Here is a 21,434-nt window from a genome sequence, read left to right as displayed (position 1 = left end):
TTCTCTGTCTGCTTCGATCATTGCCGCTTCGTCGTCATGGAAAAAGCATCCATACAACAGATTTTCTATTCGAGAAACTTCCATATCGCGATCTGCGACTTCTTGCCATAGATAAAGTTCCTGAAATCTATTTCCAAGATAGAATTGCGCCTCAGAAATGTCTCTTGTGATTTTAAAATATGCAAATTGTTCCTTGGCTCCTGGCGATATATAGGTCAGGATTTTCCTGCCGACTGACTGCAGTGTTGCCATAGACCAATCCAGCTTTTATGTTTATTTTAGTAGCAACCGATACGCAATCAATAGGTTGTCATGCCTGTCCCTAGGACTCTTTTGTCCGGGCGGAGTGGGTCACTGCGTCAGTGAGCCCTCACCTCTTTGATTTAAAGGGGCGTGGTGATTGGTTGCGGCTGTCACTCGGGTTATGTCAAAAATCTATTTAAGCCGCCATCCGTGATTCCATGGGTGTGAAGTCCCATCCGATTGGTGTCTGATTCTGATTCAGTGTGCTGTGCTCTTCCAATAGACCTTTAATTTCTTTGCAGGCTGCACTGTATGCACTCCAACCCATCATTCTGCGTGGATTCGCACGGCCACGCTTGTCAATTGCCTGATCAACCGTGACTCCTTCTGTTTCTGCCTGTTCAAAGGCGCTGAGCAGTGGAATCTGTGCAGCTAGAACCTTGATATCGAATCCTTGAAGTAATTCTGTGGCTTGTTCAGCTGCAGCTTCTTTGCGTGCATCCACTTTGACAAGCAGTGCGGCATAGGGAATTTTGTATTGCCTCAGCATTTGTGACATCTCGACTGTTAATTCGATTGATCTACTCTGCGTAGTTGTGGGTAGCAGAATGAAATCAGCTCCCTCTACCAAGTTTTTTATTTCTTCTTCATTGCTGCTGGCTTGCCCATCTGTGACCACGATCTCTGCTGATCGAGTGGCTTTGGCGGCCGCTTCAATGGGTACAACGAGACAAGGCAAGAGCCCTCTGGCGCCATAAGCAGTAGCTGAGCGGTTGCGGTCGGCATCTACCAGGACCACCCTTTTTTGCTGTTGGCTCCAGCATGCTGCTATGTGAACGCTGCTACATGTTTTGGCGACCCCACCCTTCTGGCCAAAAACAGTGATGAACATCAGGCAACGTCTAAAGGCTACTTGTCAGGATCGCGTTATTTCCCAGTAAGGCAATACGTGGTTTGTCGCTTCCATCACGATGAAAGCGTTGGTTGGCTGCACTTCTCTCACTCATTTCCGGGCACAGTGATCCCCCGTGCATAAAAAGTAGATCACTCGAGCTAAGTCCACCACTGCTCTGGAGACGAGTCGCTGCTTATGTCAGAGCTCTCATGGCATTGGCTTTGCTGAAGCCCAATGGGAGTTCAGTCAACGAGTTCAGTGTCTTTGCGAACAAGCCAGTCGTTTTCATCCGCGAACCTTATATCGATTAGGCGCTGAGTCTCGGTGAGGTGTCGGCATTGTGCCTACAACTCATTTACGAACTTGCCGTGTCGTTCCCTGTGATCCCCAGTCTGCATTGGCACCAAGGGATTCTGCTCTTTTGTTTCTGGATTCCTAGAGGTCATTTAAATCGGGATGCTTCAACTGAATCCTTTGCCAGATCTCTTGTCGCGGACCATTCCATAAAAAGAAACCCCGGAGATATCTCCGAGGCCATTAATCCTTTCGGTTGATCCCCATCACCCGGCCGGACTTGATAAAACTAGCCTCGTTGGACTGAAAAGTGCCAGTAAGTGCATAATCCGCACATAGTGCGGTGAAGTTCTGTGCCGATCCTTAAGACACCAAATGTGGGGCTAGGCAGCCGCTGTGAGCTAAGCCATATTGATATTTCCCCCATTGCCCGGCCCGATGTGCGTGTCACAGCGGGTTTTTTTATGTGTTGAAGCACTAGCAGTAGTGCTTTTGAGGGTTTTGAAGCCTTTGGTTGCGAGTGTCGCTCTTGATCTGTGTATAACGGGAGCCAAAAAGAAACCCCCGCTGCAGGCAGGGGCTTGAGAGCTGATTAAGCCTTGATCACTTGGTGTAGGAAGCGCCTCGGTAGGTCAGGCTTGGATGGGGGTTGTTGGCGACTTCTTCGCGGCAGGTGTTGTAGTGCTCGCGGCGGTAGGTCAGCTTGAAACAAGCTTTGGGCGAGGCTGCTTGAGTTTCGTAGGAGTTACCTCTGTAGAGAAGTGCAGTCATGGTTGGTTCCTCAGAAAATTCCAAGTCCCCGTTCCGTGGCTTGGAGTGTCTGCGCCCCTGCGCAAAGGGGTGAACGTTGTGTAGCAGTTGCTACAAAAAAATTATACGCCCGAGTCGAATGCCCGCGGGCGGATGTTGCGACACGAGTCCATTGACGCTTGTTAGAGGATGCACAAGGCAGGCTCGAAGTTCTCTCTTTCGGCTGTGCGTTGAAGAGTGAGTGAGGCGCTGGCGAGTTCCCCCGCTGTATTTCATCTGTCATGGCGTTGCGGTGGTGCCTTCATCCGTCGCGCATGCGAGGGGATGGGGGCGGAGCTTCCCCCTTTTTTTTGTTGCCTGAGCTGCTGGGGTACAAAAAAGCCCGGTCATTACACCCGGCTCTATGCGCAGATAAGCCTGCCTATCGGTTGATAGACGACAGGCAAGAGAGCAGCAATACCCATCGCTCCAGGAAAACAGCTCACCAGATGTAGGCCTTGGCTCGATTAGCCGGAGAGGGCTGCGCGACCTCAATGAACTAGAAGAGGACGGAATTAGCGCACGTAGCGGGCATAGCTGGGGAGTCTTTTTAAGCGAATCTGAGTGGAGTAACCCGTCGGAGTGATGATGTTGACCACCTCAGGCGCAGGGCAATTCAGCATGTAACCACTTTTGGTCAGCTTGTCCCAAGATTGTTTGAGTAATTCAGTGTCCATAAATCCTCGTTAACACAATTCATCGGGATTTCGCCAGTGCTTCCTGACCATTCACTAGCGGTTGTCAATATGTGCCACTTGATGCCATTTGGTGCTCACGGAGTTATTAGCTTGTTGGTCATGTCTGATTGGTAGTTATGGCTTTTGACGAACTTGACAGGACGACGCGGTACATCAGGGATGCCAAGTCTCGTGCACTAGAGGTACTCAATCAAACCTCTCCAAAACTCACGGCACTTGAGAAGGCGATGTGGGTGAGGTTGAAGCGGGGTGAACGCCCCTGCAAGAGCAGCAATGGATAGTGTTGTGCTTCTCCTAAATGGGGATTCAGGCTTTTCAAGAGCATGTGCATGCCCAGTGATATGTGGCTCAGCGTTGATTTGATGTAGGGGGAGAAGTAAGGGAGGCTCTGAAGTGCATCCTCTAGTGCCGTCTCTTCGGCTTGTCCCTTGGGCCTACCGTTATCGAGCTTGCCGATCGCTGCTGTCTGTCAGTGGCTCAGCTGAAGAGAAGACTGCTTAATAGGTTCTCGACAAGTTTCGTGCCTCTTGGTGGCCAGGAGGTTTTTAATGCACCAAGGATTGCAGTATTTGTTTGGACCGTCTGCATGCCAAACCATTCCGCAGCTTTCGCGAAGCGCCAGCAATGCCTGGGCTTCAGCCGCCTTCGCAATACCTGACCCGCTCCGGAGACAACGGGGGGGGGAACCCAGACCTCGGGGTCATCACACAGACCGCTGTAGGGATGGTCTGAATCAACAAGCAGAACGCGATGACCAGCAGCGCGAAGCCTGTGCCCGGGGCATGGATGTTGGCTTGGAACCAGGGTTTGTTTGCCATTCCGTCAGTTTGGCGTTGAACGTTTTGACAAACAAACCTTTCGGCTTAGTTGTTGATTTTGCTGAGACAGGCGGACCCAGCAGTTGCCGCTGACATGGGTCCGCGTCCCGGCCGGAGCCCTCCAGAGCGGGACACATCTTGAGTAAGACAGTGATCTCAACGGATTCAGCCTGAATCGATACCGGTCTGGGGTTTTTGTCACAAGCAGAAAGAAGACGGTCTGGCGTCTATTTCGCAAGCCCATGCTTGATCTTCCTCAGCAGCACTTGAACTGATTCGTTTTGCAAGGCTGGTCTCGCCGTGATTCGCTATCTGGCACGGGCCGCCGTTTGGGCTTCATTCGAGCACTCGCTCAACATGGGTGAGATGGGGAGCGAATATCAGCTGAGGTTGGCGTCTTGCTGAAAGCTCGGTTTATTGGGTCAGCAGCTGAAGCAACGTGGTCCGCACCCTCAAAGATCAATGGTTCGCTTTGGCGGTCGGAGCCACGGCACTCACCGCACTGTTCTGGCTTGAGTTGATTGCCTACTGATCAGGATTCTTTAGATCAGTGTCGAGATCTGTTTTCGCAGCTAGGTGTTGTGATTGATCAACTCGATCAATGTGGCCCAGGAGCCGAACAAGCTGCGTACAACATAGGCGTGAAGCGGCTCTGTTTGTCGCAGGGGCTAAGGGATAAGCCAGGGCTTCAGTTAGATGTTCTGACCCATGAGGCCATCCACGTTGTTCAGGATTGTCTTGATGGTTTGGAGGAGCCGTCGTCTTCCACGATCAGCTTGATGCTGCAGGTGCAGGGTGGCTTCAGCACTGAGCACGTTGATCGGTTTTGGCTCACCATCTCGACCGTTCAACTGCGGAGCAAGTGCTGACGGTTACCCAGGTGCTCGGGCCGCTGCAGCGCCAGCGCGAAGTAGAGGCCTATGCACTTCAGAGCCAGACCGGCATTGTCGAATCCTTGCTGGACAGGCATTGCTGAGGTCGCGCAAGGAGAGGAACTTTGTCCTCACAGGTTGTACTTATCACTATCGCTAACGTTGCTTCATTCCTCGGAAAAATTGGATGAAGCGCCAGTGGATTGCCACACTTTTGCTGGCTCCGACGCTGTCGCTCGAGCCGTCGTCGTCATTCGCGCAATCGCTCTTTGAGCGTCCTCCAACGCAGGTGAGGATTCATAACCCTGAATCAACCGAAGGCCTGCTCAATCGCACTACGATTACGGTTGTGGTTCCTCAGGATGCTGGCAATGCCTTGGGCGCGCTTGTTCTGCGGCAGCTGCCCAATCTTGATCAGTGGGATTGGGGCCGGTCCGAACCTCGCGTTTATTTCGGCGACTATTCCCTTCGTGGCAAAGAAACAAGCGGATTGGGTGCCGCTGATGTCTCAGAGTCCGAAGAGGACTTGAGCATCCAATTCAATCCAGCAATTCAGCCGGGGCAAACTGTGAATGTTGTGTTCCGTGGCTTTAATCCTCAGTCCAGCATTTATCAATGGTCAACGGAACTTATGGCAGATGGAGAGGATCCCGTCCGTTATGTCGGCCCTACCCTGCGCTTGAACGTTTACGAGCAGGATCCTTACCGGTAACTGTTGGCTTTTAGAGCAAATTTGGGTAGGCATTGAAGAGTCCCCAGATCACCAGTGCGGTGATCGATGCGAATATCACGGCAGTCCATGCTGCAAGATCAGCGTTGTTGCTGGACCCCTGCAGAAGTTGAAGAAGGCGTGCCATCAGATGGATGCAAGCCCTTTGGTTCTGGCTCAGCTTGCTGGCAAATTCCAGCCATGTTTGCAAGTCCTCATACACCGAAAAAGGTGTTCAGATTTAAATCGTTTCGCTTCAGCAGCGCGAAGGTTGTTCCTGCATTGCCTCTGCAGATCCTTAGCTGTTCATCCAGCACGGTGATGTCGAGCCATGCCGGCGTGCTCTGCTGAACTTTTCGCATCCAACTCAACTTTTGGCGGTTCGGTAAGGAGGGGACGACCCAGCCTCCCTGGCGAAAGCACACCATGACCCGCTGGCTGCCGGCGAACTGCACCTCCGCCCGCACACGGATGCCCCCAGAGCACTCAAGGGGCCGCACAAGCGCAGCAGATTGCAGCCGCGTCCGTGCTCTGGATCCAGGATCTGCAGGTTCTCCAGCCCGAAGCTCGGTCTTGATCAGGGTTGCTGGGAACTGCTCCAGTGCAACTCCCAGACCCCGCTAAGCAAGTCTGCTGAGTTGGTGAGGTCGGCGGGCTGCTCATGTTCCACCCGTTCGATCAGCGTCTGCAGGCCTGCATTGTTTGGCTTTTGCCGCAGCAGATCCACCAGTTGGTCGCGGTGATGCCCCAAGGGTCTAGTGGTATTCGCCGGGGTGCTGAATCTTGGTGACGCTCACGCCTGACGAACTTTTGCCGGAGAAGCGCAGTAGTTCATCGCCGGAGACTTCGTAGCCCAACTCCTGGGCAATCAGGGCCGCAGCATCGGCACTCACGGCATGCAGCACCTGCTCTCTAAGAGAAGGGTCTCTTGAGATGTGAGCAAAAAATTGCCGAAGTTGGTCCGTGCTCATGCCGCCGGAGATGACGTTCCGATTCTGACCCGTCTGCTCTTGCCTCGTGCCTGTTGACTGGTGCGCAGATCAGTTCAGGTGGGATGACGCAATTAGCGGTGTCAGGCGCCTCCGGCAAAACCGGATGGCGCGTGGTGGTGGAGGCGCTTGAGCGTGGTCAATCGGTTCGAGCCATCGTTCGACCTGCGTCCGTGCTCCCCCCTGCCCTGGCCCAGGCCGAGCAGCAGGGGCGCCTTGAGGTCTGTCGCCTGGAGCTGGACACGGCGGAAGCGTTGCTCCATGCGCTGCAGGGCTGTAAGGCCTTGGTGATCGCAACAGGCGCTCGACCTTCCCTCAACCTGGCGGCTCCCTTGCAGGTGGATGCGTGGGGAGTGCAGGCGCAGGTGCAGGCCTGCCGCTCCCTAGGGCTGAAGCGTGTTCTGCTGGTGAGTTCTCTCTGCGCCGGCCGTTGGCTGCATCCCCTCAACCTGTTTGGCCTGATCCTGGTCTGGAAGCGGGTGGGTGAACGCTGCCTCGAGCGAAGCGGCCTGGATTGGACCGTGATCCGGCCTGGAGGTCTCAGTGAAGACGACAACCGCAGCACCACCGAGGGCCTACTGGTGACCGATGCTGATCAACAGCAGAGCAACAGCATTCCGCGGCGTCTTGTGGCGCAGGTTTGTCTGGATGCTCTTGAGCAGCCGCTGGCCTGTGGTCGCATTCTCGAAATCACCAGCTCCCCTGAGCAGCCCCTTCAGCCCTTGGTGCAGTGCTTGGATCAGATGCCCAGCCGCTCCCAGATCACGCCGAGGTTGGCCTGATGCAGCTCGGTGCTGAAACAGTCAGCCAACTGCGCAGCTGAGAGCCGTGAGCTCACATCGGCATCGGCTTCCAAATTGGCGCGGAAGTTGCCGCCGTCGGTGTTCCAAGCGGTGTGTGCGTTGCGCTGCACGATCCGGTAGGCCTCTTCTCGGCTCATGCCGGTGTCCACAAGGGCGAGCATCACCCGCTGGCTGAACACCACGCCGCCATACACATTCATGTTGCGGCGCATGTTCTCGGGGTAGATCCCAAGACCCTTCACGACGCTGGTCATCTCCCGCAGCATGAAGTGCAGGGTCACCGAGCAATCGGGAAGCATCATTCGCTCAGTGGAGCTGTGGCTGATGTCGCGCTCATGCCAGAGGGCCACGTTCTCAAGAGCAGCAATGGTGTAGCTGCGAAGCACCCGGGCCAGACCGCTGATCCGCTCGCTGCGGATCGGGTTGCGTTTGTGGGGCATGGCAGAGCTGCCTTTCTGGCCCTTGGCAAAGTTCTCCTCCACTTCCAATACATCGGTGCGTTGGAGGTTGCGGATCTCCGTGGAGAAGCGCTCCAGGGAAGCGCCCACCAGGGCGAGTGTCTGCACGTAGTCGGCATGGCGATCGCGGGAGATCACCTGGGTGCTGGCGGTGTCGGGGGTGAGCCCGAGGATCTCGCAGGCGATGGCCTCCACCTGGGGATCGGTGTTGGCATAGGTGCCCATGGCTCCGCTCACCTGGCCCACGGCCACATCCTGCTCAAGCCGTTCAAGGCGGATGCGGTTACGCTCGGTTTCCGCCAGCCAGCCGGCCACCTTGAACCCGAAGGTGATCGGTTCGCCGTGGATGGCATGGGAGCGGCCGATCATTTCCGTGCCCTTGTGGGCTCGGGCCAGTTCGCGCAGAGCGTCTGCCAGGGCATCGAGTTCGGTGCGCAGCAGGGCCACCGAGCGTTTCAGCTGCAGGGCCACGCCCGTGTCCAGCACGTCGCTGCTTGTCATCCCCACATGGATGTGGCGCCCGGCATCACCAACGTGCTCATTCACATTGGTAAGGAAGGCGATCACGTCGTGGCGCACCTCGGCTTCGATCTCCAGGATGCGCTCTACCTCGAAGCTGGCCTTCGCCTTGATGGTGTCGAGGGCCTCCTCTGGCACGCGACCGAGCCGGCAGTTGGCTTCGGTGGCAGCGATTTCGACATCGAGCCAGCTCTGGAATTTTGCCTGCTCACTCCAGACGGCTCCCATCTCAGGAAGGGTGTAACGCTCAATCACCGGCGCGCTCGGTTGAACAACCCAACAAATCTATGGGGCCGTCATCCTGGGTAAATGATCTCAATGCTGGGCCTCAGCGAGACCCAGTTCTGTCGTGACTTGTCTCTTCTTGGGCCTTGCTGTTGGAAGATCAGCACCTGGCTCCGCCGCCGATGTTCAGAGGAAGTCTGCGGCCCGGAATCGGGTGAGAAGGGGCCGATGCTGAGCGGGGGGTCTGGTCTTGCGAGCTCAGAGGGCCGTGCTGTCGCGGTCGCCGGTGCGGATGCGCACCACCGATTCCACAGGGCTGATGAAGATCTTGCCGTCACCGATTTCACCTGTGCGGGCGGCATCAGCGATTGACTTGACCACCTCTTCGACCCGGTCGTCTTCGACTACCACTTCAATCTTCAGTTTCTGCAGAAATTCAACGGTGAATTCCGAGCCGCGGTAGCGCTCCACCTGACCTTTCTGGCGGCCGAAGCCCCTCACTTCGCTCACGGTCATGCCGATGATGCCGGCTTCCACCAGCGCCACCTTGACGTCTTCCAGCTTGAAAGGACGAATGATTGCTTCGACCTTTTTCATGGGGAGAGTACCGATCTGGTTTTAAGGATGCCGCGGTTCTCAGAGCCGTGCGTGGCCGCTGTTACAGAACGCTGCCGAAGCTTGACTTCCTAGGGTCGCTGATCAGAACTGGCCCCTTCAGCCCTTTGACCCAGACCCCCCTCTACGGCGAACGCGCCATCGCCGAAGCTGAGCTGATCTGCTTCGACAATCCCCGCCCTGGGCGCCCCTACGAGGTGTCGATCGAGCTGCCGGAATTCACTTGCAAATGCCCCTTCTCCGGCTATCCCGATTTCGCGGTGCTGCGACTGATCTACCAACCCGGGCCACGGGTGGTTGAGCTGAAGGCGATCAAGCTTTATGTGAACAGCTACCGCGACCAGTCGATCTCTCATGAGGAGGTAACCAATCGCATCCTCGATGATCTGGTGGCGGCCACCGACCCGGTGTGGATGCAGCTGGAAGCCGATTTCAACCCCCGAGGCAATGTGCACACCGTGGTGCGGGTGAGTCACGGAACCCGTCAGCCCTGCTGATTGGTAACCCCCTGTTGCAACAGCTGAGGCAATTCAGTGGCGAAGGCCGCGAGGTTGCGGTTACAGAGGCCGCCGACGCTGAGGGTTCCATCGGTGGCGATAGCCCACAGCTGCCGGGTGGCCACGAGGCTCAATCCACCGCCCATCAGCAGTACTGCGAAGCCCAAGTACACCAGCGGTACCCCAGGATCCCTTTTGAGCAACAGTCCGCTGGCCGGCAGCACCGCATCCACCCGCATCGGCAGGCCCTTCACTTCTGCTGCGGATCCACCTGGTCGCAGCCGCGCGAGCTGCTGGCCGTCCGCATCGAAAACCGTGGCGGGACCCTGTTCGCTCTCCAGGCTCAGAAACACCGGTTCCGTGCCATCCGGGCGGGTTGGCAGCACCAGGCCCCAGACCTGATCACCCAGCTCAGGATAGGTCTGCAACGGCAGCTCCAGCACGGGGCTGCGCCCGATCTGCAGGCTGATCGTTGCGAGCGACCAATCTGCCTGATAAATGGTGATGCCCCGGTGCCGCAGTGGGTGATTGACGCTGATCTCGGCATCCAAGCTTTGGTTGGGTCCCTGCAGCTTCAGAGCTGAGCGGAACTGTTCCGTTCGGCCGGCCGGGTCCCGATCGATGGCGAAGCGATCCAGGGTGATCGTTAGCTGACTGGTGCCATCGCGATCGAGCAGATCGAGGCTGCGGCCGGGGGCCAGGAAGCGCTCAAGGCGGTTTCCCGCCAGGGCTCCCCAGGCCGCGCCAATCATCAGCAGCACCAGGCCGGTGTGAACGAGTAGGGGCCCCACCCTGCCGATGGCGCCGCGCCGAGCCGCAAGCCGTTGTGGCTTGCGTTGCACCTCCCATCCGCTGGCCCGCAGCACCGTCTCCAGCTGCGTCAGCCCCTGGCTGGGGTCAGGGCAGGGCTGGCTTTCGGCGATGGCCAATTTGCTCAGCTGGCGTGTGGTGCGGTAGTCGATCCAGCGCCGGGCCGCCATTAGGGCTGGCCACTGACGGCGCCAACTGCAGAGGATCAGGGCGAGCCCCAGCCACGCCAGTAGTGCCAGAAACCAGCCGCTGGAATACACATGATCGAGCTGCAATTGCAGCACCTGCTCGCCGTTGAGCAACCCCAGCCAGGGGGTGTCGGCATAGGCATCGATGTAGCTGGAGGGCGGATCCCCCTGGGGGATGCCGGTGCCCACGGCACTCGCCAGGGCAATTAGCAGCAGCAACACAATGGCCAGCCGTAGATCGCTGAGCAAGGCGGCCATGCGTTTTAGTAGCACCATCCCCATCAGCTCCAGCGGGCCAGCAGGGTCAGCAGGCCGCTGGTGAGCAGCACCACACCACTAGCTGGCGGCACCCAGCGGCTGATGCCCCGCAGGGCTAGCAGTTTGGGAATGGCTGCTGCAAAGGTGCCCGCCAGCAGCAGGGGCAGAACTTGGCCGATGCCGAAGCTGCTGAGCAGGACCACTCCCGCCAGTGGGCGACCGCTCTGGGCAATCCAGCCCAGCAGCACCGCCAACACGGGGGTGGTACAGGGTGAGGCCGCCAGTCCAAAGGCCAGTCCTGCCGCAACCGGCGCCAGCGGGGCCGGTACCTTCTGACGCCACTGCTCTGGATCCGGACCACTGGGCAGTGGAATCCGCAGCACTCCCAGCAGGTTGAGCCCCATCGCCACAGCCAGGATCGCCACCAATGTGGGGATCAGTGACGGCACTTGGCCGTAGATCCTGCCCAGCAGTCCGCTGATGCTTCCCAGCACCACCAGGGCGCCGACGATGCCGCTGCAGAAGGCGAGGCTGCGCTGCCACGCTGGTTGTCCATCCTCGAAGCCCGCGAGGTAGGCGAGTGTCACCGGTAGCAATGACAGGGAACACGGCCCGAGGCTGGTTAGGGCGCCGCCACCAAACACCAGCGCCAGCGTCAGTGGACCTGGATCCGCCAGGGCGCGCTGCAGCAGCTGTTCGCTGCTCTGGGCCAAATCGGAGAGCAGCAGCAGGTCCACAGGTGCCCTTGAATGCGTAAAGCCTATCCAGGCAAGCCGATCGTTAGACCAGGTTCAGCGTTGGCGCACGGACCGTTGTCGCTTGTTGGATCGCCCCCCGATCAAGCCTGTGGATTCCAGCGAACAGCGGATCAGCAGCCCCAGGATCACCAGGCTCGACATCAGTGAGTTGCCGCCGTAGCTGATCAAGGGCAGCGGCAGACCGGTGGTGGGCATCGCCCCAGAGGCCACCGCAATGTTGAGAATCGACTGGCCCACTAGGATCGTGGTGCAGCCGATGGCCACGAGCCTTGCCTGGTTGCTGCGGCAACGCAGGGCCACCCGCAGCCCCACCCAGGCCACCAGCATCAGGAACAGCAGCAGCAGCACCGAGCCCACAAATCCAAATTCCTCGGCGAACACTGCATAGATGAAGTCGGTGCTCTGGATCGGCAGGTATTGGAGCTTCTGGGTTGAGAGGCCATAGCCCTGCCCCATCCAACCGCCTGATCCGATCGCCAGCAGGCTCTGCACCAGTTGATAGCCATCGCCCATCGGGTCGTTCCAGGGATCCAGAAACGACACCACCCGGATGCGCTGGTATTCATTGACCAGGATGCTGGCGGTGCCCAGCAGCGATCCCGCCAAAGCGGTGCCCAGAAGGCTGCGCCAGCGCAGGCCGCCGGCCATGGCCACCATCCAGAGGGTGAGTCCCATCAGGGCTGCAGTGGAGAGGTTGGGCTGCTTGAGGATCAGCAGCAGCAGCCCGCCGAAGCTGCCGAGCCATAGCAGCTTCTGGTCGAGGCTCATTCGGTTCCAGGGGGCGAACAGGTTGGCGGCCTGCAGCACCACAAAGGGTTTCACCAGCTCCGAAGGCTGCATCTGTAGTGGCCCCAGCACCAGCCAGCGGCTGGCGCCGTTCACTGTGGTGCCCATCACCAATGTGGCGGCGATCAGAAGGCAGCCCATCCACAGTCCCGGGCCTGACCAGCGCAGCCAGCGCCGCAAGCTTGTGGAGATCGTGATGGCCAGCAGACTCCAGCTGGCCATCAGCCAGATCGCCTGCCGTTTGAGGTAAAAGCCGCCGTCGCCCATTTCCCGTAGGGCCACCCACCAACTGGCGGACGCCAACACCACCAGCCCTGCCACACTCCAGAACCCGGCAAGCCCCATCAGCAGGCGAGCTTCTGCTGGCCAGAGCTGCCACGGTAAGGGCAGCAGCCGCTGGACCAGAGCCGACTTCTGAGTCTCTTGTCTACCCCGTCGTCTAAAAGTTCTTTGTAGGGCTGTCGCTTGACCCAAACGTTTGCTCAAACAGCGTCAAAGCTCCATTGAGCCGTGAAATAGTTGCCTTGCCAAGACACTGATTGAACAGAATTGTTATCTGGGAGTCTTTGCAGGACTTGGTGAGCAGCAACTTCGCTCACGCAACGTTCAACCGCTCATGCTCAACTTCCCACTGCACATGGGATCCCCATGATTGCTGGCGAACCCAGCAACGTCCCCCACGGCAGTGGAGCACCTGGAAGGGAGGTAGGTCGGAGGGCTGGTTATCAAGCCGCACAAAGCTCCCCGGCCGCAACAGCGGCACCACCTTGGCGGGTTGGGGTCGGTGGCTGGACACGTCCCTCGACGCGAATTGGCAAAATCCTCTAGGCAGAACACGCTGCAGCCGCTGGATCGCCGGTTTTCTTCGGGATCGGTCTGCTTTTATGTCGCAATGGCGTCCAAACAGCGTCTTGATCTGGAACTCCTGACCCGTGGATTGGTCAGTTCACGCCAACAGGCGCAGCAATTGATTCGTGCTGGCAAGGTTCGTGATGGTGCCGGGACCCTGTTGGATAAGCCCGGCATGGAGGTGACGCCGGAGCGAGAACTGCGGGTGGAGCAGCCCCCTCGCTTTGTTTCTCGAGGGGGCGAAAAACTTCTGGCGGGCTTGAAGGTCTTCCCTGTGCGGGTGGAGGGGCGGGTCTGCCTGGATGGCGGCATCTCCACCGGGGGCTTCACCGATTGTCTGCTGCAGCACGGCGCTACTTGTGTTTATGGCGTTGATGTGGGCTACGGCCAGACGGCCTGGAGCCTGCGTACAGACGAACGGGTGGTGCTGCGGGAACGCACCAACCTGCGCCATCTGCAGCCTGACGATCTCTATGGGGCCGACGACCCCTGGCCCAGTTTGGCTGTTACCGATGTGTCGTTCATTTCACTGCGGCTGATTCTTCCTGCATTGCGCCGGTTGTTGCGGGGGCCCGACACCGATGCGCTTGTGCTGGTGAAGCCGCAGTTTGAGGTGGGCAAGAGCCGCGTCGGTAAGGGGGGCGTGGTGCGTGACCCTGCGGCCCACCGGGATGCCATTGAATCTGTGATTGCAGCGGCGGCAGAGTCGGGTTGGCAGCCCCAGGGTTTGGTGGCTTCGCCGATTACCGGGCCTGCCGGCAATCATGAGTATGTGCTCTGGTTGGGGGAGGGGAATGCCGCTGTTCTTCCGGATCTCGATGCTTTGGTGGTGCAGACCCTCCACGGTTGATGGCCAATAAAAAAGCCCGGTTTTAACCGGGCTTTCAATTCACTTTGGAGCGGAGTTCAGTTGCCGACGTTGACCTGCTGACCCCCGGTGCAGAGCTCCACCTTGATGATGCGGCCGCCCTGCTTTTGGATGCGCTGTTGTTCAGCGAACCAACTGTCGTAGGGCACCCACTTGGTGAAGAAGGTGTTCTGCAATTCGCGCTGCGTCCGAACCTTTTCAGGACTGGGGATGCAGGCGGTGACTTTGAACAACCGCATGGGGCTCAGTTGCCGAGGCCGGAGCAGATGTAGTCGAAATAGACACCCATTTCCTTGCCGGCGTCAGGGCCGACAAGTCCGGCGGTGACTTCCTTCATGGCTTGGATGGCCTGAACGGTAGCGCCGATGGGAACACCCAGGGAGTTGTAGGTCTCCTTGAGGCCGTTCAGAACACGCTCGTCGAGGATCGAGGTGTCTCCAGCCAGCATGGCGTAGGTGGAATACCGCAGGTAGTAGTCCAGGTCGCGGATGCAGGCGGCGTAGCGGCGGGTGGTGTACATGTTGCCGCCAGGACGGGTGATGTCCGAGTACAGCAGGGCCTTGGCAACGGCATCACGGATGATGGCCGAAGCGTTAGCGCTGATGGTGGCAGCAGCGCGCACACGCAGTTCACCACTGGCGAAATACGACTCGAGGCTGCCCATCGAAGCCGTGTCCAGGTAAAGCCCCTGGACGTCCGACTTGTTGATGACGTTGGTGATGGCGTCTTGCATGGATCGGTGAGGAGACGAGAGGGGAAATCAGCGAGCGGTTCAGGCGAGGGCGCCAACCACGTAGTCGAAGTAGGTGCCGGCTTCCTCTGCGTCGGCTCCGGTGAGGAGGCCCATGGCGACGATCTTCATCTCGCGCACGGATTCGGCCAATGCTTCGAGGGGGGTGCCCAGGGAGCGATAGAGCTCTTTCGCGCCGATCACGCCGATCTCTTCGATCGGAGTGACGTCACCGGCAACGATGCCGTAGGTAACAAGACGGAGGTAGTAGTCCATGTCGCGAAGACATGTGGCGGTCATCTCTTCGCCGTAAGCGTTGCCGCCGGGTGAGATGACGTCGGGACGCTTCTGGAACAGCTGACCACCAGCCTGCTTGACGATGCGCTCACGGCTCTCGCACAGGACCTGGGCCACACGCAGACGGCGTTGACCGCCGGTTACGAAGGCTTTGATCTGGTCGAGTTCGCCAGGGCTGAGGTAGCGGGCTTCGGCGTCCGCGTTGATGATCGAGTTGGAGACGATGCTCATGCAGTTCTGCCTCGAAACAAGCGGCCGCCCGTAGGAGACCGGTATCCGGTGAATAAGGGGTGATCCCGGGGGATCGCGTCACAGACTAAAGGCTGAGACAGGGGGTCGAAGCGTTGGGAGTGAGACTTGTTCACATCGGTCAACACTGACCGCGGTGAGCTCGCTCCCTTGGATTCGGCTGCTGCATTCTGCGCTGGCGATGGCCAGGGAATTTTGGCCGGGTAACAGTTCTTCACGGCGCGTCTGTTCCGCGGAGAAGCCTTGGCATCACTGCGATCTCCGTGATCGCGCCGAATGTGGCCACGACACACAAAAATGATCCCGATGAAGTCTTACTTCACCGGGATCGGATGACAAAAACCACCATGATTTGTGGAGGCTGTTTGTCAGCGAAATGGAGGCCTGAGGATCAGATCGCGTCCCCCGTCGGAGGATTCAGGCCGGCGTTACCGCGGTAAAGCGAAGCCGTGCGCTGGATGGTGGCTTGGTTGACCCCTGATGCGGTCGCCATGCCGTCGATGCGGGGCACCGTCGTGCTGATCCGTTCCGCCAGCAGTTCAGTCACGGCAGCGCCATGACCCGCTTGAGCGCGGGTGATCAGGAAGCGGCTGGTTTCGGCTGGGGTGGTGGCCCGTCCCAGCAGAGCCAAACCTGCCGCGGACGCGGCCCGAAGCGGAGCCATGGAGGCGATGCGGTTCTGGAATGCTTCGCTCATCGCCACTTCGGCAATGAATTCAGGTAGGTCAATGTCCTGGTTACGCAGCCGTGATTCTGCGCTGATCAGCCGCTCATTCTCAGTAGGGACACGGTTGAGAAGCTGCCTGTAGGTTGCACTCAGGGCTGTCTGGAGCTCATCTTCGCTGCATGGCTGTTTCAGCTCAAGCGTTGCGGGAAGTCCTCCCCGCAAGCGGAATCCTGCAGCATCTTCCGTGACAAGAGCCATCCCCATACGCGGAAGTGCTTGCCCACTACGCGCATTGGAAGAAATCAGCTCAACGCTCCAGCTGCGACCGCCAATGCTGGTTGGTGTTGAGTTGCTGGCTCGCCGCATCGGGAAGCCAGTCCTGTTGGACGCAAGACGCTGTTGACGCACCACCGACAGCCAACTGGGCGCTGCGGCGTTTCCGCTCGTCGTTGTTGCGAAGTCTTGGGTGGCCGTCTTTTGGGTGTCTGGCAGGTTGCGTGGCGTTACATCGCCACTACTGCGGAATGCTTCCGACCGCTGTGTTTCGGGACGGCTGCTGAGGGTAAGGTCAGCGGCAGCCTCAAGCTTGAGTGCACGTGACCAGCCTGGGGTTCGGCGTGCAGTCACATCACCGGGTGTGATGAAACGTTCGTAGGGGACAGTGTCGGCCCCAAAAGCTTCGCTGTAGTCCTTGCTGTCGATTAGTGCGTCAACCAATCCGTAGAAGCCCTGTCTTGCGGCTGTATCGAAAAGCGCGTCGATTTCCCAGCGGCCGAAGGTGGGTCTGCCTAGCAAACGGCGATGCATCACTTCGATCGCCTTAACGATGTAAAGGCCGCTCCAGTAGCGGCGTCGGAAAGCATCGGATTTGGCGACTGCCCGCACAAAATCCTTGAGCGAGATATCTCCGTTTTCGAGGCGGGCTTCATCAGAGCTCATGCGCTCTCCCGCATAGCCGCCGTTGCCGAGCACTTGCACGTACACAGCCTTGATCACGGCTTGGGTGCTGGCCTCAGTCGTGCGCACGCTGGGCTGACCACCTCGACCTGGATTTACAGTGCCGCCCGTGGCGATCTGCTGAAGTCGCATCACACGCGGCCCACCCTTGCGGGGGCGGCTTTTGCGGAAACTGTCGCTGTCCAGTTGGCCAGGGCTGTTGAGGCCGTTGCTAACGAGCAATCGTCGGCTGTCGTAGCTGTAGGGGGCTGGTCGGGTGGCCACTGAGGCGGTTCCACTTGGGAAGATGGCTCCGAATTTGTTCGCCACCGGATCATTGCCACCGCCGTAGACGTGCTGGTCGGCAAAGGGTTGGCGGTAGGAGGCGTAGAGGGTGACGTATTGCGGTGCGCCATCGAAGGGGGCACTGAAGTTGAACAGCTTGCGGTTGGAGCCCCAGCCAGCACTTTCTTGAGCTTCCGTGCCGAGATCGCGTAGGTAGGGAACGGTTTCCTCACCGAAGGCCTGGGCGTATTCCGAGGAGTTCACCAGCACATCAACCAGGCCATTGAGGCCCTGGTCGCTGAGGATGGCAAACGACTTCCGGAATTCCTCAAGGGAGCTGATGCCTCGGCCGAGGAAGTGGCGATAAGCCAGTTCCACCACACGGCTGTTGACGAAACCGTCGTGGAACTGCTGGCGGTATTCCTTGCTGCGGCCAAGGGCGCGAACGAATTCACGCATTGAGATCTGGCCCTGGGCGACGGCGCTGGCTTTGTCCGCGCAGGGTGTCTGTGAATACCCCTTGGCGATGTCGCGCTCAAACACCTGGCGGTAGGCGGCACGGATGATTTCTGCCTTCTCGGATCCGGAGAGACCCGGACGCATTTCAAACAGCTGGCGTCCCTCTGAAGCCAGGGCGTAGATCGCAGGCAGCTGCAGGCCCTGTTGCACCGCACTCCCCTGGCGTTGCTTCGTGCTGGGGGTGGGGATGGCCAGCTCCTGCAACAGCACGTTGAAGCAGTCGATGGTCATCTGACGGGCTTCAGGACGATCCCGCAGCAGTTCTGCTGAAGCGGCACGCATTTCCTGAAGGGCCACATTGGTGGCGGCCAGGGAGCAGTTCTCCAGAAGGATGTCCCGCAGCCCTCGAGTGTTGACCGCAAGGATGCTGGGGTCTCCGGCCACCAGTGCGTAGCCCACATAGCGCAGGAACCAACCCATGTCGCGCACCGACTTGCGCATGAACGCCGGGCCGTATTTGGCCACGCTGATGGCGTTGAAGCCTGTGGGAAGCACCACACGAATATCAGCATCCCCACCGGCCCCTTCGAGAAGACGGGTAAAAAAGTTGCCTCTTTTTGTGGTGCCGCTATCGCCAGTGAACGTGCGCACCGACTGCTCAAATGCGACTTGGTCAGCTGCTAGTGGAGTGCCCTTTTGACCAGAGGAACGTCCGGTTTCGCCCGTTGTTAGAGGTGCCTCAAGGAAGGAGAGGGGCGTGCCTCCCACAAAAATTCTGTTGGCGGCGCGGGCCACGATGGCCTCCGCGTTGGCCGCAATGATCCGGGACGCTTCGATCCTGTCCTGACCGGTTCGGAAGAAAGTCACCAGACTGTCGAGTTCCCCGTTGTCAGGGAAACGGTCCTGCTGCTCCGCCTGACGGACGCTGGAGAGCGGCAGCGTGTCGAACAGTTGGGGAGACACGCGCGGGCTGCCGCTGCTGGCGGTCACTGTCATCGACGAAAGCAAGCCGGATCGCGACACGTTACGGCTGCCGGGATGGCGCTCCGCGGCCCCATGAACAAATGTTTGCAGGCGTTGCGGTGCTGCAGGGGATCGATGGGGCTGGCGTGAAAAGCTCGCAGGCGCCGAATCTGCGCTGCATGACCCACCCCAAGCCCAGTGATGCTGCGACTCCTGTGGTGAGTGCGTTCTATGACCGCTTTCCCTTTCCGGGGGATCCGCTTCAGGACGGACCGCCGCCTGGATACAACTGGCGTTGGTGTCATCGCAGCGTGCTGGCAGCAGTGCATGGGCTGATCCCCTCCGGAACGGAGCAGCCGCGGATCCTCGATGCCGGCTGCGGCACCGGGGTCAGCACCGATTACCTCTGTCATCTCAACCCGGGTGCGGATGTGCTCGGGGTGGATATCAGTGATGGGGCACTGGCGGTGGCGCGGGAACGCTGTCAGCGCTCCGGAGCGGCTCAGCAGGTGAACGCGTTGCGTCAGGAGCAACGCAGCCTCCTGGATCTCGGCGACGAAGGATCTTTCGACTACATCAACTCGGTGGGGGTGTTGCATCACCTGGATCAGCCGGAGGCGGGGCTGCGCTCCCTGGCGGATCGCTTGGCTCCGTCTGGTCTTTTGCACCTTTTCCTATATGCCGATGCCGGTCGCTGGGAGATCCACCGGACCCAGAAAGCCCTGAGACTTCTGAATGCCGGCACAGGGGCAGAGGGCCTGCGTCTGGGCCGGGAGCTGTTCGAGACCCTGCCCGAGAGCAACCGTCTGGCGCGTCATCACCGTGAACGCTGGGCCGTTGATTGCGCTCCTGACGCCAATTTTGCGGACATGTACCTGCACCCGCAGGAGACCAGTTACAACCTCGAGCGTCTCTTCGCGTTCATCGAAACGGCGGGTCTGCATTTCGCCGGCTTCTCCAATCCGGAGGTCTGGGATCCAGCCCGCTTCCTGGAAGGTGAGCTGCTGGAGCGAGCCCAGGTCTTGCCACCGCGTCAGCAGTGGGAGCTTGTGGAACAGCTGGATCCCGACATCAGCCACTTCGAGTTCTTTCTTTCTGCTGCACCGGTGGAGCGAGCCCGTTGGAGTGATGAGGCCCTCGGATTGGCCAGGGGTTTGGTTCAGCCCTGCCTCTGGGGGGAACCCGATCCAATTCTTGGTCGCAACATGGAGCCGATTCAGCTCAGTGATGCTGACCGAACCCTGCTGCGCACTGTCGCCGAGCAGCCGGTACAGACATTGGGGGCCCTTGCGTCTCCTGATCAGATCCGCAATCTTGTGGATCGACAGCTGCTTCTGTTGCAGGAATAACAGCAACGAACGCGTGATAGATTCCGCGCGCCATTTCAGGCAGCGCTTGGAAGATTTTTACCGTCTTCAACGTCGCCTGCTGTTGGCCACCGTTCTGGTGTCCCTCGTCACGGTTCCGATCGTGGCCCTCACCATGAATCTCTCGGTGGCCGGCAGTGTTCTTGTGGGCTCATTCGCCGGACTTCTGTACGTGCGTTTGCTGGCTCGCAGCGTGGCCCGGCTCAGTGACCAGTCCCGTGGACTGGGACGTTTTCAGCTCATCGTTCCAACCCTGCTTGTGGTTGGTTCGGCCAAGCTGCCTCAACTTGATCTGTTGCCGGCCTTCCTGGGATTCCTTCTCTACAAGCCCGCCCTGATTCTTCAGCACGTCTTTGACGACCGCTGAGTCTGAGCACTTTTATCTGCACCCATGGCTTTGTTGCCCTTACCACTCCCGTTCGCTGAACTGGAAGTGGGTCACCACCTGTACTGGCAGATCGGCGATCTGTATCTGCACGGCCAGGTGTTCCTGAGCTCCTGGATCCTGATCGGCATCCTTCTCGCTGTGGTGCTTGTTGGCACCCGCGGTATGAAGCGAGACCCGATCGGTCTGCAGAACCTGCTCGAATTCCTCTGGAATTTCATCCGCGACATCGCCCGCGACAATATTGGCGAGAAGTACTACCGCGACTGGCTGCCGTTCATTGGCACCCTCTTTTTGTTCATTTTCGTGAGCAACTGGGGCGGAGCCCTGATCCCTTGGAAGATCTTCGAACTTCCCGAGGGTGAGCTGGGTGCTCCCACCGCAGACATCAACACAACTGTGGCGATGGCTCTGCTTGTGTCACTGGCCTATTTCTATGCCGGTTTGAGCCGTAAGGGTCTGCGCTTCTTCGAGCTGTACGTGGAGCCGACCCCGATCATGCTCCCGTTCAAGATCATCGAGGAATTCACCAAGCCTCTTTCCCTCTCTTTCCGTCTGTTTGGAAACATCCTTGCCGACGAATTGGCTGTTGGGGTGCTGGTGTACTTGGTGCCGCTGATCGTGCCCCTGCCCGTGATGCTTCTGGGTCTGTTCACCAGTGCCATTCAGGCTCTGATCTTTGCGACCCTGGCCTCCTTCTACATCGGTGAAGGCCTCCACGAGGCTCACTAAAACCTCTCTCCTCTATCGCCAGAGAACGGCGATCTGCTAAACACATCCGCGCGCAGGTCCGGCATTGCACCCGGGCCCGTTCCTTCGGGAATGTCCCTGCGCGGGGGGAACCGATCCCCAATTCCATTCCGTACAGCGCTTCCCAGCGCTTCCCCTTACACCACCCAACATGGATTCCATCACCTCCGCCGCTTCCGTTGTGGCTGCTGGCCTGGCAGTCGGCCTCGCCGCCATCGGCCCTGGTATCGGTCAGGGCACCGCGTCCGGCGGCGCTGTTGAGGGCATCGCCCGTCAGCCCGAAGCCGAAGGCAAGATCCGCGGCACCCTGCTGCTGTCCCTGGCGTTCATGGAATCACTGACCATCTACGGCCTGGTGGTGGCTCTGGTGCTCCTGTTCGCCAACCCCTTCGCCGGCTGATCAGT

Annotated in this window: 27 protein-coding genes; 9 read left to right on the top strand and 18 right to left on the bottom strand. The window is 59.1% G+C overall.

The annotated features are described in order from the left end of the window. The 4 genes from FZZ85_RS07205 to FZZ85_RS07190 all read right to left on the bottom strand — a co-directional run. Positions 1 to 252 (bottom strand): hypothetical protein (locus FZZ85_RS07205; RefSeq protein WP_226413601.1); only part of this gene is annotated, 252 nt, incomplete at its 3' end. A 187-nt stretch (positions 253 to 439) separates the two neighbouring features. Beyond that, the gene (locus tag FZZ85_RS07200) at positions 440 to 1,135 is read right to left on the bottom strand and encodes a ParA family protein (protein ID WP_226413599.1); all 696 of its coding nucleotides are present in this window, start codon (positions 1,133 to 1,135) and stop codon (positions 440 to 442) included. 900 nt (positions 1,136 to 2,035) lie between these two features. After that, positions 2,036 to 2,203 carry a DUF4278 domain-containing protein gene (locus tag FZZ85_RS07195; protein ID WP_226413597.1) on the bottom strand — a complete coding sequence of 56 codons (168 nt, stop codon included), beginning with the start codon at positions 2,201 to 2,203 and terminating at the stop codon, positions 2,036 to 2,038. A gap of 1,351 nt (positions 2,204 to 3,554) precedes the next feature. Further along, positions 3,555 to 3,737 carry a hypothetical protein gene (locus FZZ85_RS07190; RefSeq protein WP_226413595.1) on the bottom strand — a complete coding sequence of 61 codons (183 nt, stop codon included), beginning with the start codon at positions 3,735 to 3,737 and terminating at the stop codon, positions 3,555 to 3,557. 641 nt (positions 3,738 to 4,378) lie between these two features. Here FZZ85_RS07190 and FZZ85_RS07185 point away from each other — a divergent pair. Both FZZ85_RS07185 and FZZ85_RS07180 read left to right on the top strand, forming a co-directional pair. Then, the gene (locus tag FZZ85_RS07185; RefSeq protein WP_226413593.1) at positions 4,379 to 4,606 is read left to right on the top strand and encodes a hypothetical protein; all 228 of its coding nucleotides are present in this window, start codon (positions 4,379 to 4,381) and stop codon (positions 4,604 to 4,606) included. A gap of 190 nt (positions 4,607 to 4,796) precedes the next feature. After that, on the top strand, positions 4,797 to 5,321 hold the full coding sequence (locus FZZ85_RS07180; RefSeq protein ID WP_226413591.1) for a DUF2808 domain-containing protein: 525 nt from the start codon (positions 4,797 to 4,799) through the stop codon (positions 5,319 to 5,321). Between the two features lie 10 nt (positions 5,322 to 5,331). Here FZZ85_RS07180 and FZZ85_RS12070 read toward each other — a convergent pair whose 3' ends face one another. The 4 genes from FZZ85_RS12070 to FZZ85_RS07165 all read right to left on the bottom strand — a co-directional run bounded on the left by FZZ85_RS12070 (position 5,332) and on the right by FZZ85_RS07165 (position 6,289). Then, complete coding sequence (locus tag FZZ85_RS12070) at positions 5,332 to 5,466, bottom strand: hypothetical protein (protein ID WP_255599769.1); 135 nt, start codon at positions 5,464 to 5,466, stop codon at positions 5,332 to 5,334. Positions 5,467 to 5,533: 67 nt separating this feature from the next. Next, the gene (locus FZZ85_RS07175) at positions 5,534 to 5,818 is read right to left on the bottom strand and encodes a PAP/fibrillin family protein (RefSeq protein ID WP_226413589.1); all 285 of its coding nucleotides are present in this window, start codon (positions 5,816 to 5,818) and stop codon (positions 5,534 to 5,536) included. Positions 5,819 to 5,895: 77 nt separating this feature from the next. Next, positions 5,896 to 6,069, bottom strand: a complete 174-nt coding sequence (locus tag FZZ85_RS07170) for a hypothetical protein (RefSeq protein WP_226413587.1) — start codon at positions 6,067 to 6,069, stop codon at positions 5,896 to 5,898. Positions 6,070 to 6,073: 4 nt separating this feature from the next. After that, positions 6,074 to 6,289: a Nif11-like leader peptide family natural product precursor gene (locus tag FZZ85_RS07165; RefSeq protein ID WP_226413585.1), complete on the bottom strand. Its 216-nt coding sequence runs from the start codon at positions 6,287 to 6,289 to the stop codon at positions 6,074 to 6,076. 83 nt (positions 6,290 to 6,372) lie between these two features. Between FZZ85_RS07165 and FZZ85_RS07160 the strand changes: the two genes are divergently transcribed. Then, positions 6,373 to 7,089 (top strand): SDR family oxidoreductase, encoded by a 717-nt coding sequence (locus FZZ85_RS07160; RefSeq protein WP_226413583.1) that lies wholly within the window; start codon positions 6,373 to 6,375, stop codon positions 7,087 to 7,089. Here the strand turns inward: FZZ85_RS07160 and purB are convergent. Both purB and FZZ85_RS07150 read right to left on the bottom strand, forming a co-directional pair. Further along, entirely contained in the window at positions 7,047 to 8,342 is a 1,296-nt protein-coding gene (gene purB, locus FZZ85_RS07155; RefSeq protein ID WP_226413581.1) for an adenylosuccinate lyase, read from the bottom strand. The two genes, FZZ85_RS07160 and purB, sit on opposite strands and share 43 nt — an antisense overlap. Before the next feature lie 228 nt (positions 8,343 to 8,570). Further along, positions 8,571 to 8,909 carry a P-II family nitrogen regulator gene (locus tag FZZ85_RS07150; RefSeq protein ID WP_006851285.1) on the bottom strand — a complete coding sequence of 113 codons (339 nt, stop codon included), beginning with the start codon at positions 8,907 to 8,909 and terminating at the stop codon, positions 8,571 to 8,573. 125 nt (positions 8,910 to 9,034) lie between these two features. Here FZZ85_RS07150 and queF point away from each other — a divergent pair, with 125 nt between their 5' ends. Next, the gene (queF, locus tag FZZ85_RS07145; RefSeq protein ID WP_006851779.1) at positions 9,035 to 9,424 is read left to right on the top strand and encodes a preQ(1) synthase; all 390 of its coding nucleotides are present in this window, start codon (positions 9,035 to 9,037) and stop codon (positions 9,422 to 9,424) included. On the opposite strand, the gene FZZ85_RS07140 is transcribed toward queF, so the two are convergent. The 4 genes from FZZ85_RS07140 to FZZ85_RS07125 form a co-directional block, all read right to left on the bottom strand. Then, positions 9,412 to 10,698: a cytochrome c biogenesis protein ResB gene (locus FZZ85_RS07140; RefSeq protein WP_226413579.1), complete on the bottom strand. Its 1,287-nt coding sequence runs from the start codon at positions 10,696 to 10,698 to the stop codon at positions 9,412 to 9,414. The two genes, queF and FZZ85_RS07140, sit on opposite strands and share 13 nt — an antisense overlap. Before the next feature lie 5 nt (positions 10,699 to 10,703). After that, positions 10,704 to 11,417, bottom strand: coding sequence for a cytochrome c biogenesis protein CcdA (locus FZZ85_RS07135; protein ID WP_226413577.1), 714 nt, complete (start codon positions 11,415 to 11,417; stop codon positions 10,704 to 10,706). Between the two features lie 54 nt (positions 11,418 to 11,471). Then, positions 11,472 to 12,710, bottom strand: coding sequence for an FtsW/RodA/SpoVE family cell cycle protein (locus FZZ85_RS07130; protein ID WP_226413575.1), 1,239 nt, complete (start codon positions 12,708 to 12,710; stop codon positions 11,472 to 11,474). 109 nt (positions 12,711 to 12,819) lie between these two features. Beyond that, positions 12,820 to 13,020, bottom strand: a complete 201-nt coding sequence (locus tag FZZ85_RS07125) for a hypothetical protein (RefSeq protein ID WP_226401946.1) — start codon at positions 13,018 to 13,020, stop codon at positions 12,820 to 12,822. Between the two features lie 96 nt (positions 13,021 to 13,116). On the opposite strand from FZZ85_RS07125, the gene FZZ85_RS07120 reads away from it, so the two are divergent. Then, positions 13,117 to 13,923 (top strand): TlyA family RNA methyltransferase, encoded by an 807-nt coding sequence (locus tag FZZ85_RS07120; protein ID WP_226413573.1) that lies wholly within the window; start codon positions 13,117 to 13,119, stop codon positions 13,921 to 13,923. A 56-nt stretch (positions 13,924 to 13,979) separates the two neighbouring features. On the opposite strand, the gene FZZ85_RS07115 is transcribed toward FZZ85_RS07120, so the two are convergent. The 4 genes from FZZ85_RS07115 to FZZ85_RS07100 form a co-directional block, all read right to left on the bottom strand. Beyond that, a complete protein-coding gene (locus FZZ85_RS07115; RefSeq protein ID WP_006851140.1) occupies positions 13,980 to 14,180 on the bottom strand; it encodes a phycobilisome linker polypeptide in 201 nt (66 codons plus the stop codon). Positions 14,181 to 14,185: 5 nt separating this feature from the next. Then, the gene (gene apcB / locus FZZ85_RS07110; protein WP_006849956.1) at positions 14,186 to 14,674 is read right to left on the bottom strand and encodes an allophycocyanin subunit beta; all 489 of its coding nucleotides are present in this window, start codon (positions 14,672 to 14,674) and stop codon (positions 14,186 to 14,188) included. Positions 14,675 to 14,713: 39 nt separating this feature from the next. Next, a complete protein-coding gene (locus tag FZZ85_RS07105; RefSeq protein ID WP_006849995.1) occupies positions 14,714 to 15,199 on the bottom strand; it encodes an allophycocyanin subunit alpha in 486 nt (161 codons plus the stop codon). A 409-nt stretch (positions 15,200 to 15,608) separates the two neighbouring features. Next, complete coding sequence (locus FZZ85_RS07100) at positions 15,609 to 18,560, bottom strand: phycobilisome rod-core linker polypeptide (RefSeq protein WP_226413571.1); 2,952 nt, start codon at positions 18,558 to 18,560, stop codon at positions 15,609 to 15,611. A 146-nt stretch (positions 18,561 to 18,706) separates the two neighbouring features. On the opposite strand from FZZ85_RS07100, the gene FZZ85_RS07095 reads away from it, so the two are divergent. The 4 genes from FZZ85_RS07095 to atpE all read left to right on the top strand — a co-directional run bounded on the left by FZZ85_RS07095 (position 18,707) and on the right by atpE (position 21,429). Continuing rightward, positions 18,707 to 19,876, top strand: coding sequence for a bifunctional 2-polyprenyl-6-hydroxyphenol methylase/3-demethylubiquinol 3-O-methyltransferase UbiG (locus tag FZZ85_RS07095; RefSeq protein WP_226413635.1), 1,170 nt, complete (start codon positions 18,707 to 18,709; stop codon positions 19,874 to 19,876). 46 nt (positions 19,877 to 19,922) lie between these two features. Next, complete coding sequence (locus FZZ85_RS07090; RefSeq protein ID WP_226401937.1) at positions 19,923 to 20,261, top strand: hypothetical protein; 339 nt, start codon at positions 19,923 to 19,925, stop codon at positions 20,259 to 20,261. Between the two features lie 24 nt (positions 20,262 to 20,285). After that, positions 20,286 to 21,011 carry a F0F1 ATP synthase subunit A gene (gene atpB, locus FZZ85_RS07085; protein WP_006852023.1) on the top strand — a complete coding sequence of 242 codons (726 nt, stop codon included), beginning with the start codon at positions 20,286 to 20,288 and terminating at the stop codon, positions 21,009 to 21,011. A 169-nt stretch (positions 21,012 to 21,180) separates the two neighbouring features. After that, on the top strand, positions 21,181 to 21,429 hold the full coding sequence (gene atpE / locus FZZ85_RS07080) for an ATP synthase F0 subunit C (protein WP_006851467.1): 249 nt from the start codon (positions 21,181 to 21,183) through the stop codon (positions 21,427 to 21,429). Positions 21,430 to 21,434 lie beyond the last annotated feature (5 nt).

This window comes from Synechococcus sp. MU1642 (genome assembly GCF_020514115.1).
GTDB lineage: Bacteria > Cyanobacteriota > Cyanobacteriia > PCC-6307 > Cyanobiaceae > Parasynechococcus.
The sequence above is the reverse complement of the archived record's forward strand: the minus strand, read 5'-3'. Positions and strand labels throughout refer to the sequence as shown.

Bases quoted from the DNA above. Each gene is read 5' to 3' on its own strand.
- FZZ85_RS07200 (WP_226413599.1), bottom strand. From the start codon at position 1,135: ATGTTCATCACTGTTTTTGGCCAGAAGGGTGGGGTCGCCAAAACATGT.
- FZZ85_RS07195 (WP_226413597.1), bottom strand. From the start codon at position 2,203: ATGACTGCACTTCTCTACAGAGGTAACTCCTACGAAACTCAAGCAGCC.
- FZZ85_RS07190 (WP_226413595.1), bottom strand. From the start codon at position 3,737: ATGGCAAACAAACCCTGGTTCCAAGCCAACATCCATGCCCCGGGCACA.
- FZZ85_RS07180 (WP_226413591.1), top strand. From the start codon at position 4,797: ATGAAGCGCCAGTGGATTGCCACACTTTTGCTGGCTCCGACGCTGTCG.
- FZZ85_RS12070 (WP_255599769.1), bottom strand. From the start codon at position 5,466: ATGGCACGCCTTCTTCAACTTCTGCAGGGGTCCAGCAACAACGCTGAT.
- FZZ85_RS07165 (WP_226413585.1), bottom strand. From the start codon at position 6,289: ATGAGCACGGACCAACTTCGGCAATTTTTTGCTCACATCTCAAGAGAC.
- FZZ85_RS07160 (WP_226413583.1), top strand. From the start codon at position 6,373: ATGACGCAATTAGCGGTGTCAGGCGCCTCCGGCAAAACCGGATGGCGC.
- FZZ85_RS07150 (WP_006851285.1), bottom strand. From the start codon at position 8,909: ATGAAAAAGGTCGAAGCAATCATTCGTCCTTTCAAGCTGGAAGACGTC.
- FZZ85_RS07140 (WP_226413579.1), bottom strand. From the start codon at position 10,698: ATGGTGCTACTAAAACGCATGGCCGCCTTGCTCAGCGATCTACGGCTG.
- FZZ85_RS07120 (WP_226413573.1), top strand. From the start codon at position 13,117: ATGGCGTCCAAACAGCGTCTTGATCTGGAACTCCTGACCCGTGGATTG.
- FZZ85_RS07115 (WP_006851140.1), bottom strand. From the start codon at position 14,180: ATGCGGTTGTTCAAAGTCACCGCCTGCATCCCCAGTCCTGAAAAGGTT.
- apcB (WP_006849956.1), bottom strand. From the start codon at position 14,674: ATGCAAGACGCCATCACCAACGTCATCAACAAGTCGGACGTCCAGGGG.
- FZZ85_RS07105 (WP_006849995.1), bottom strand. From the start codon at position 15,199: ATGAGCATCGTCTCCAACTCGATCATCAACGCGGACGCCGAAGCCCGC.
- FZZ85_RS07100 (WP_226413571.1), bottom strand. From the start codon at position 18,560: ATGACAGTGACCGCCAGCAGCGGCAGCCCGCGCGTGTCTCCCCAACTG.
- FZZ85_RS07095 (WP_226413635.1), top strand. From the start codon at position 18,707: ATGACCCACCCCAAGCCCAGTGATGCTGCGACTCCTGTGGTGAGTGCG.
- atpB (WP_006852023.1), top strand. From the start codon at position 20,286: ATGGCTTTGTTGCCCTTACCACTCCCGTTCGCTGAACTGGAAGTGGGT.
- atpE (WP_006851467.1), top strand. From the start codon at position 21,181: ATGGATTCCATCACCTCCGCCGCTTCCGTTGTGGCTGCTGGCCTGGCA.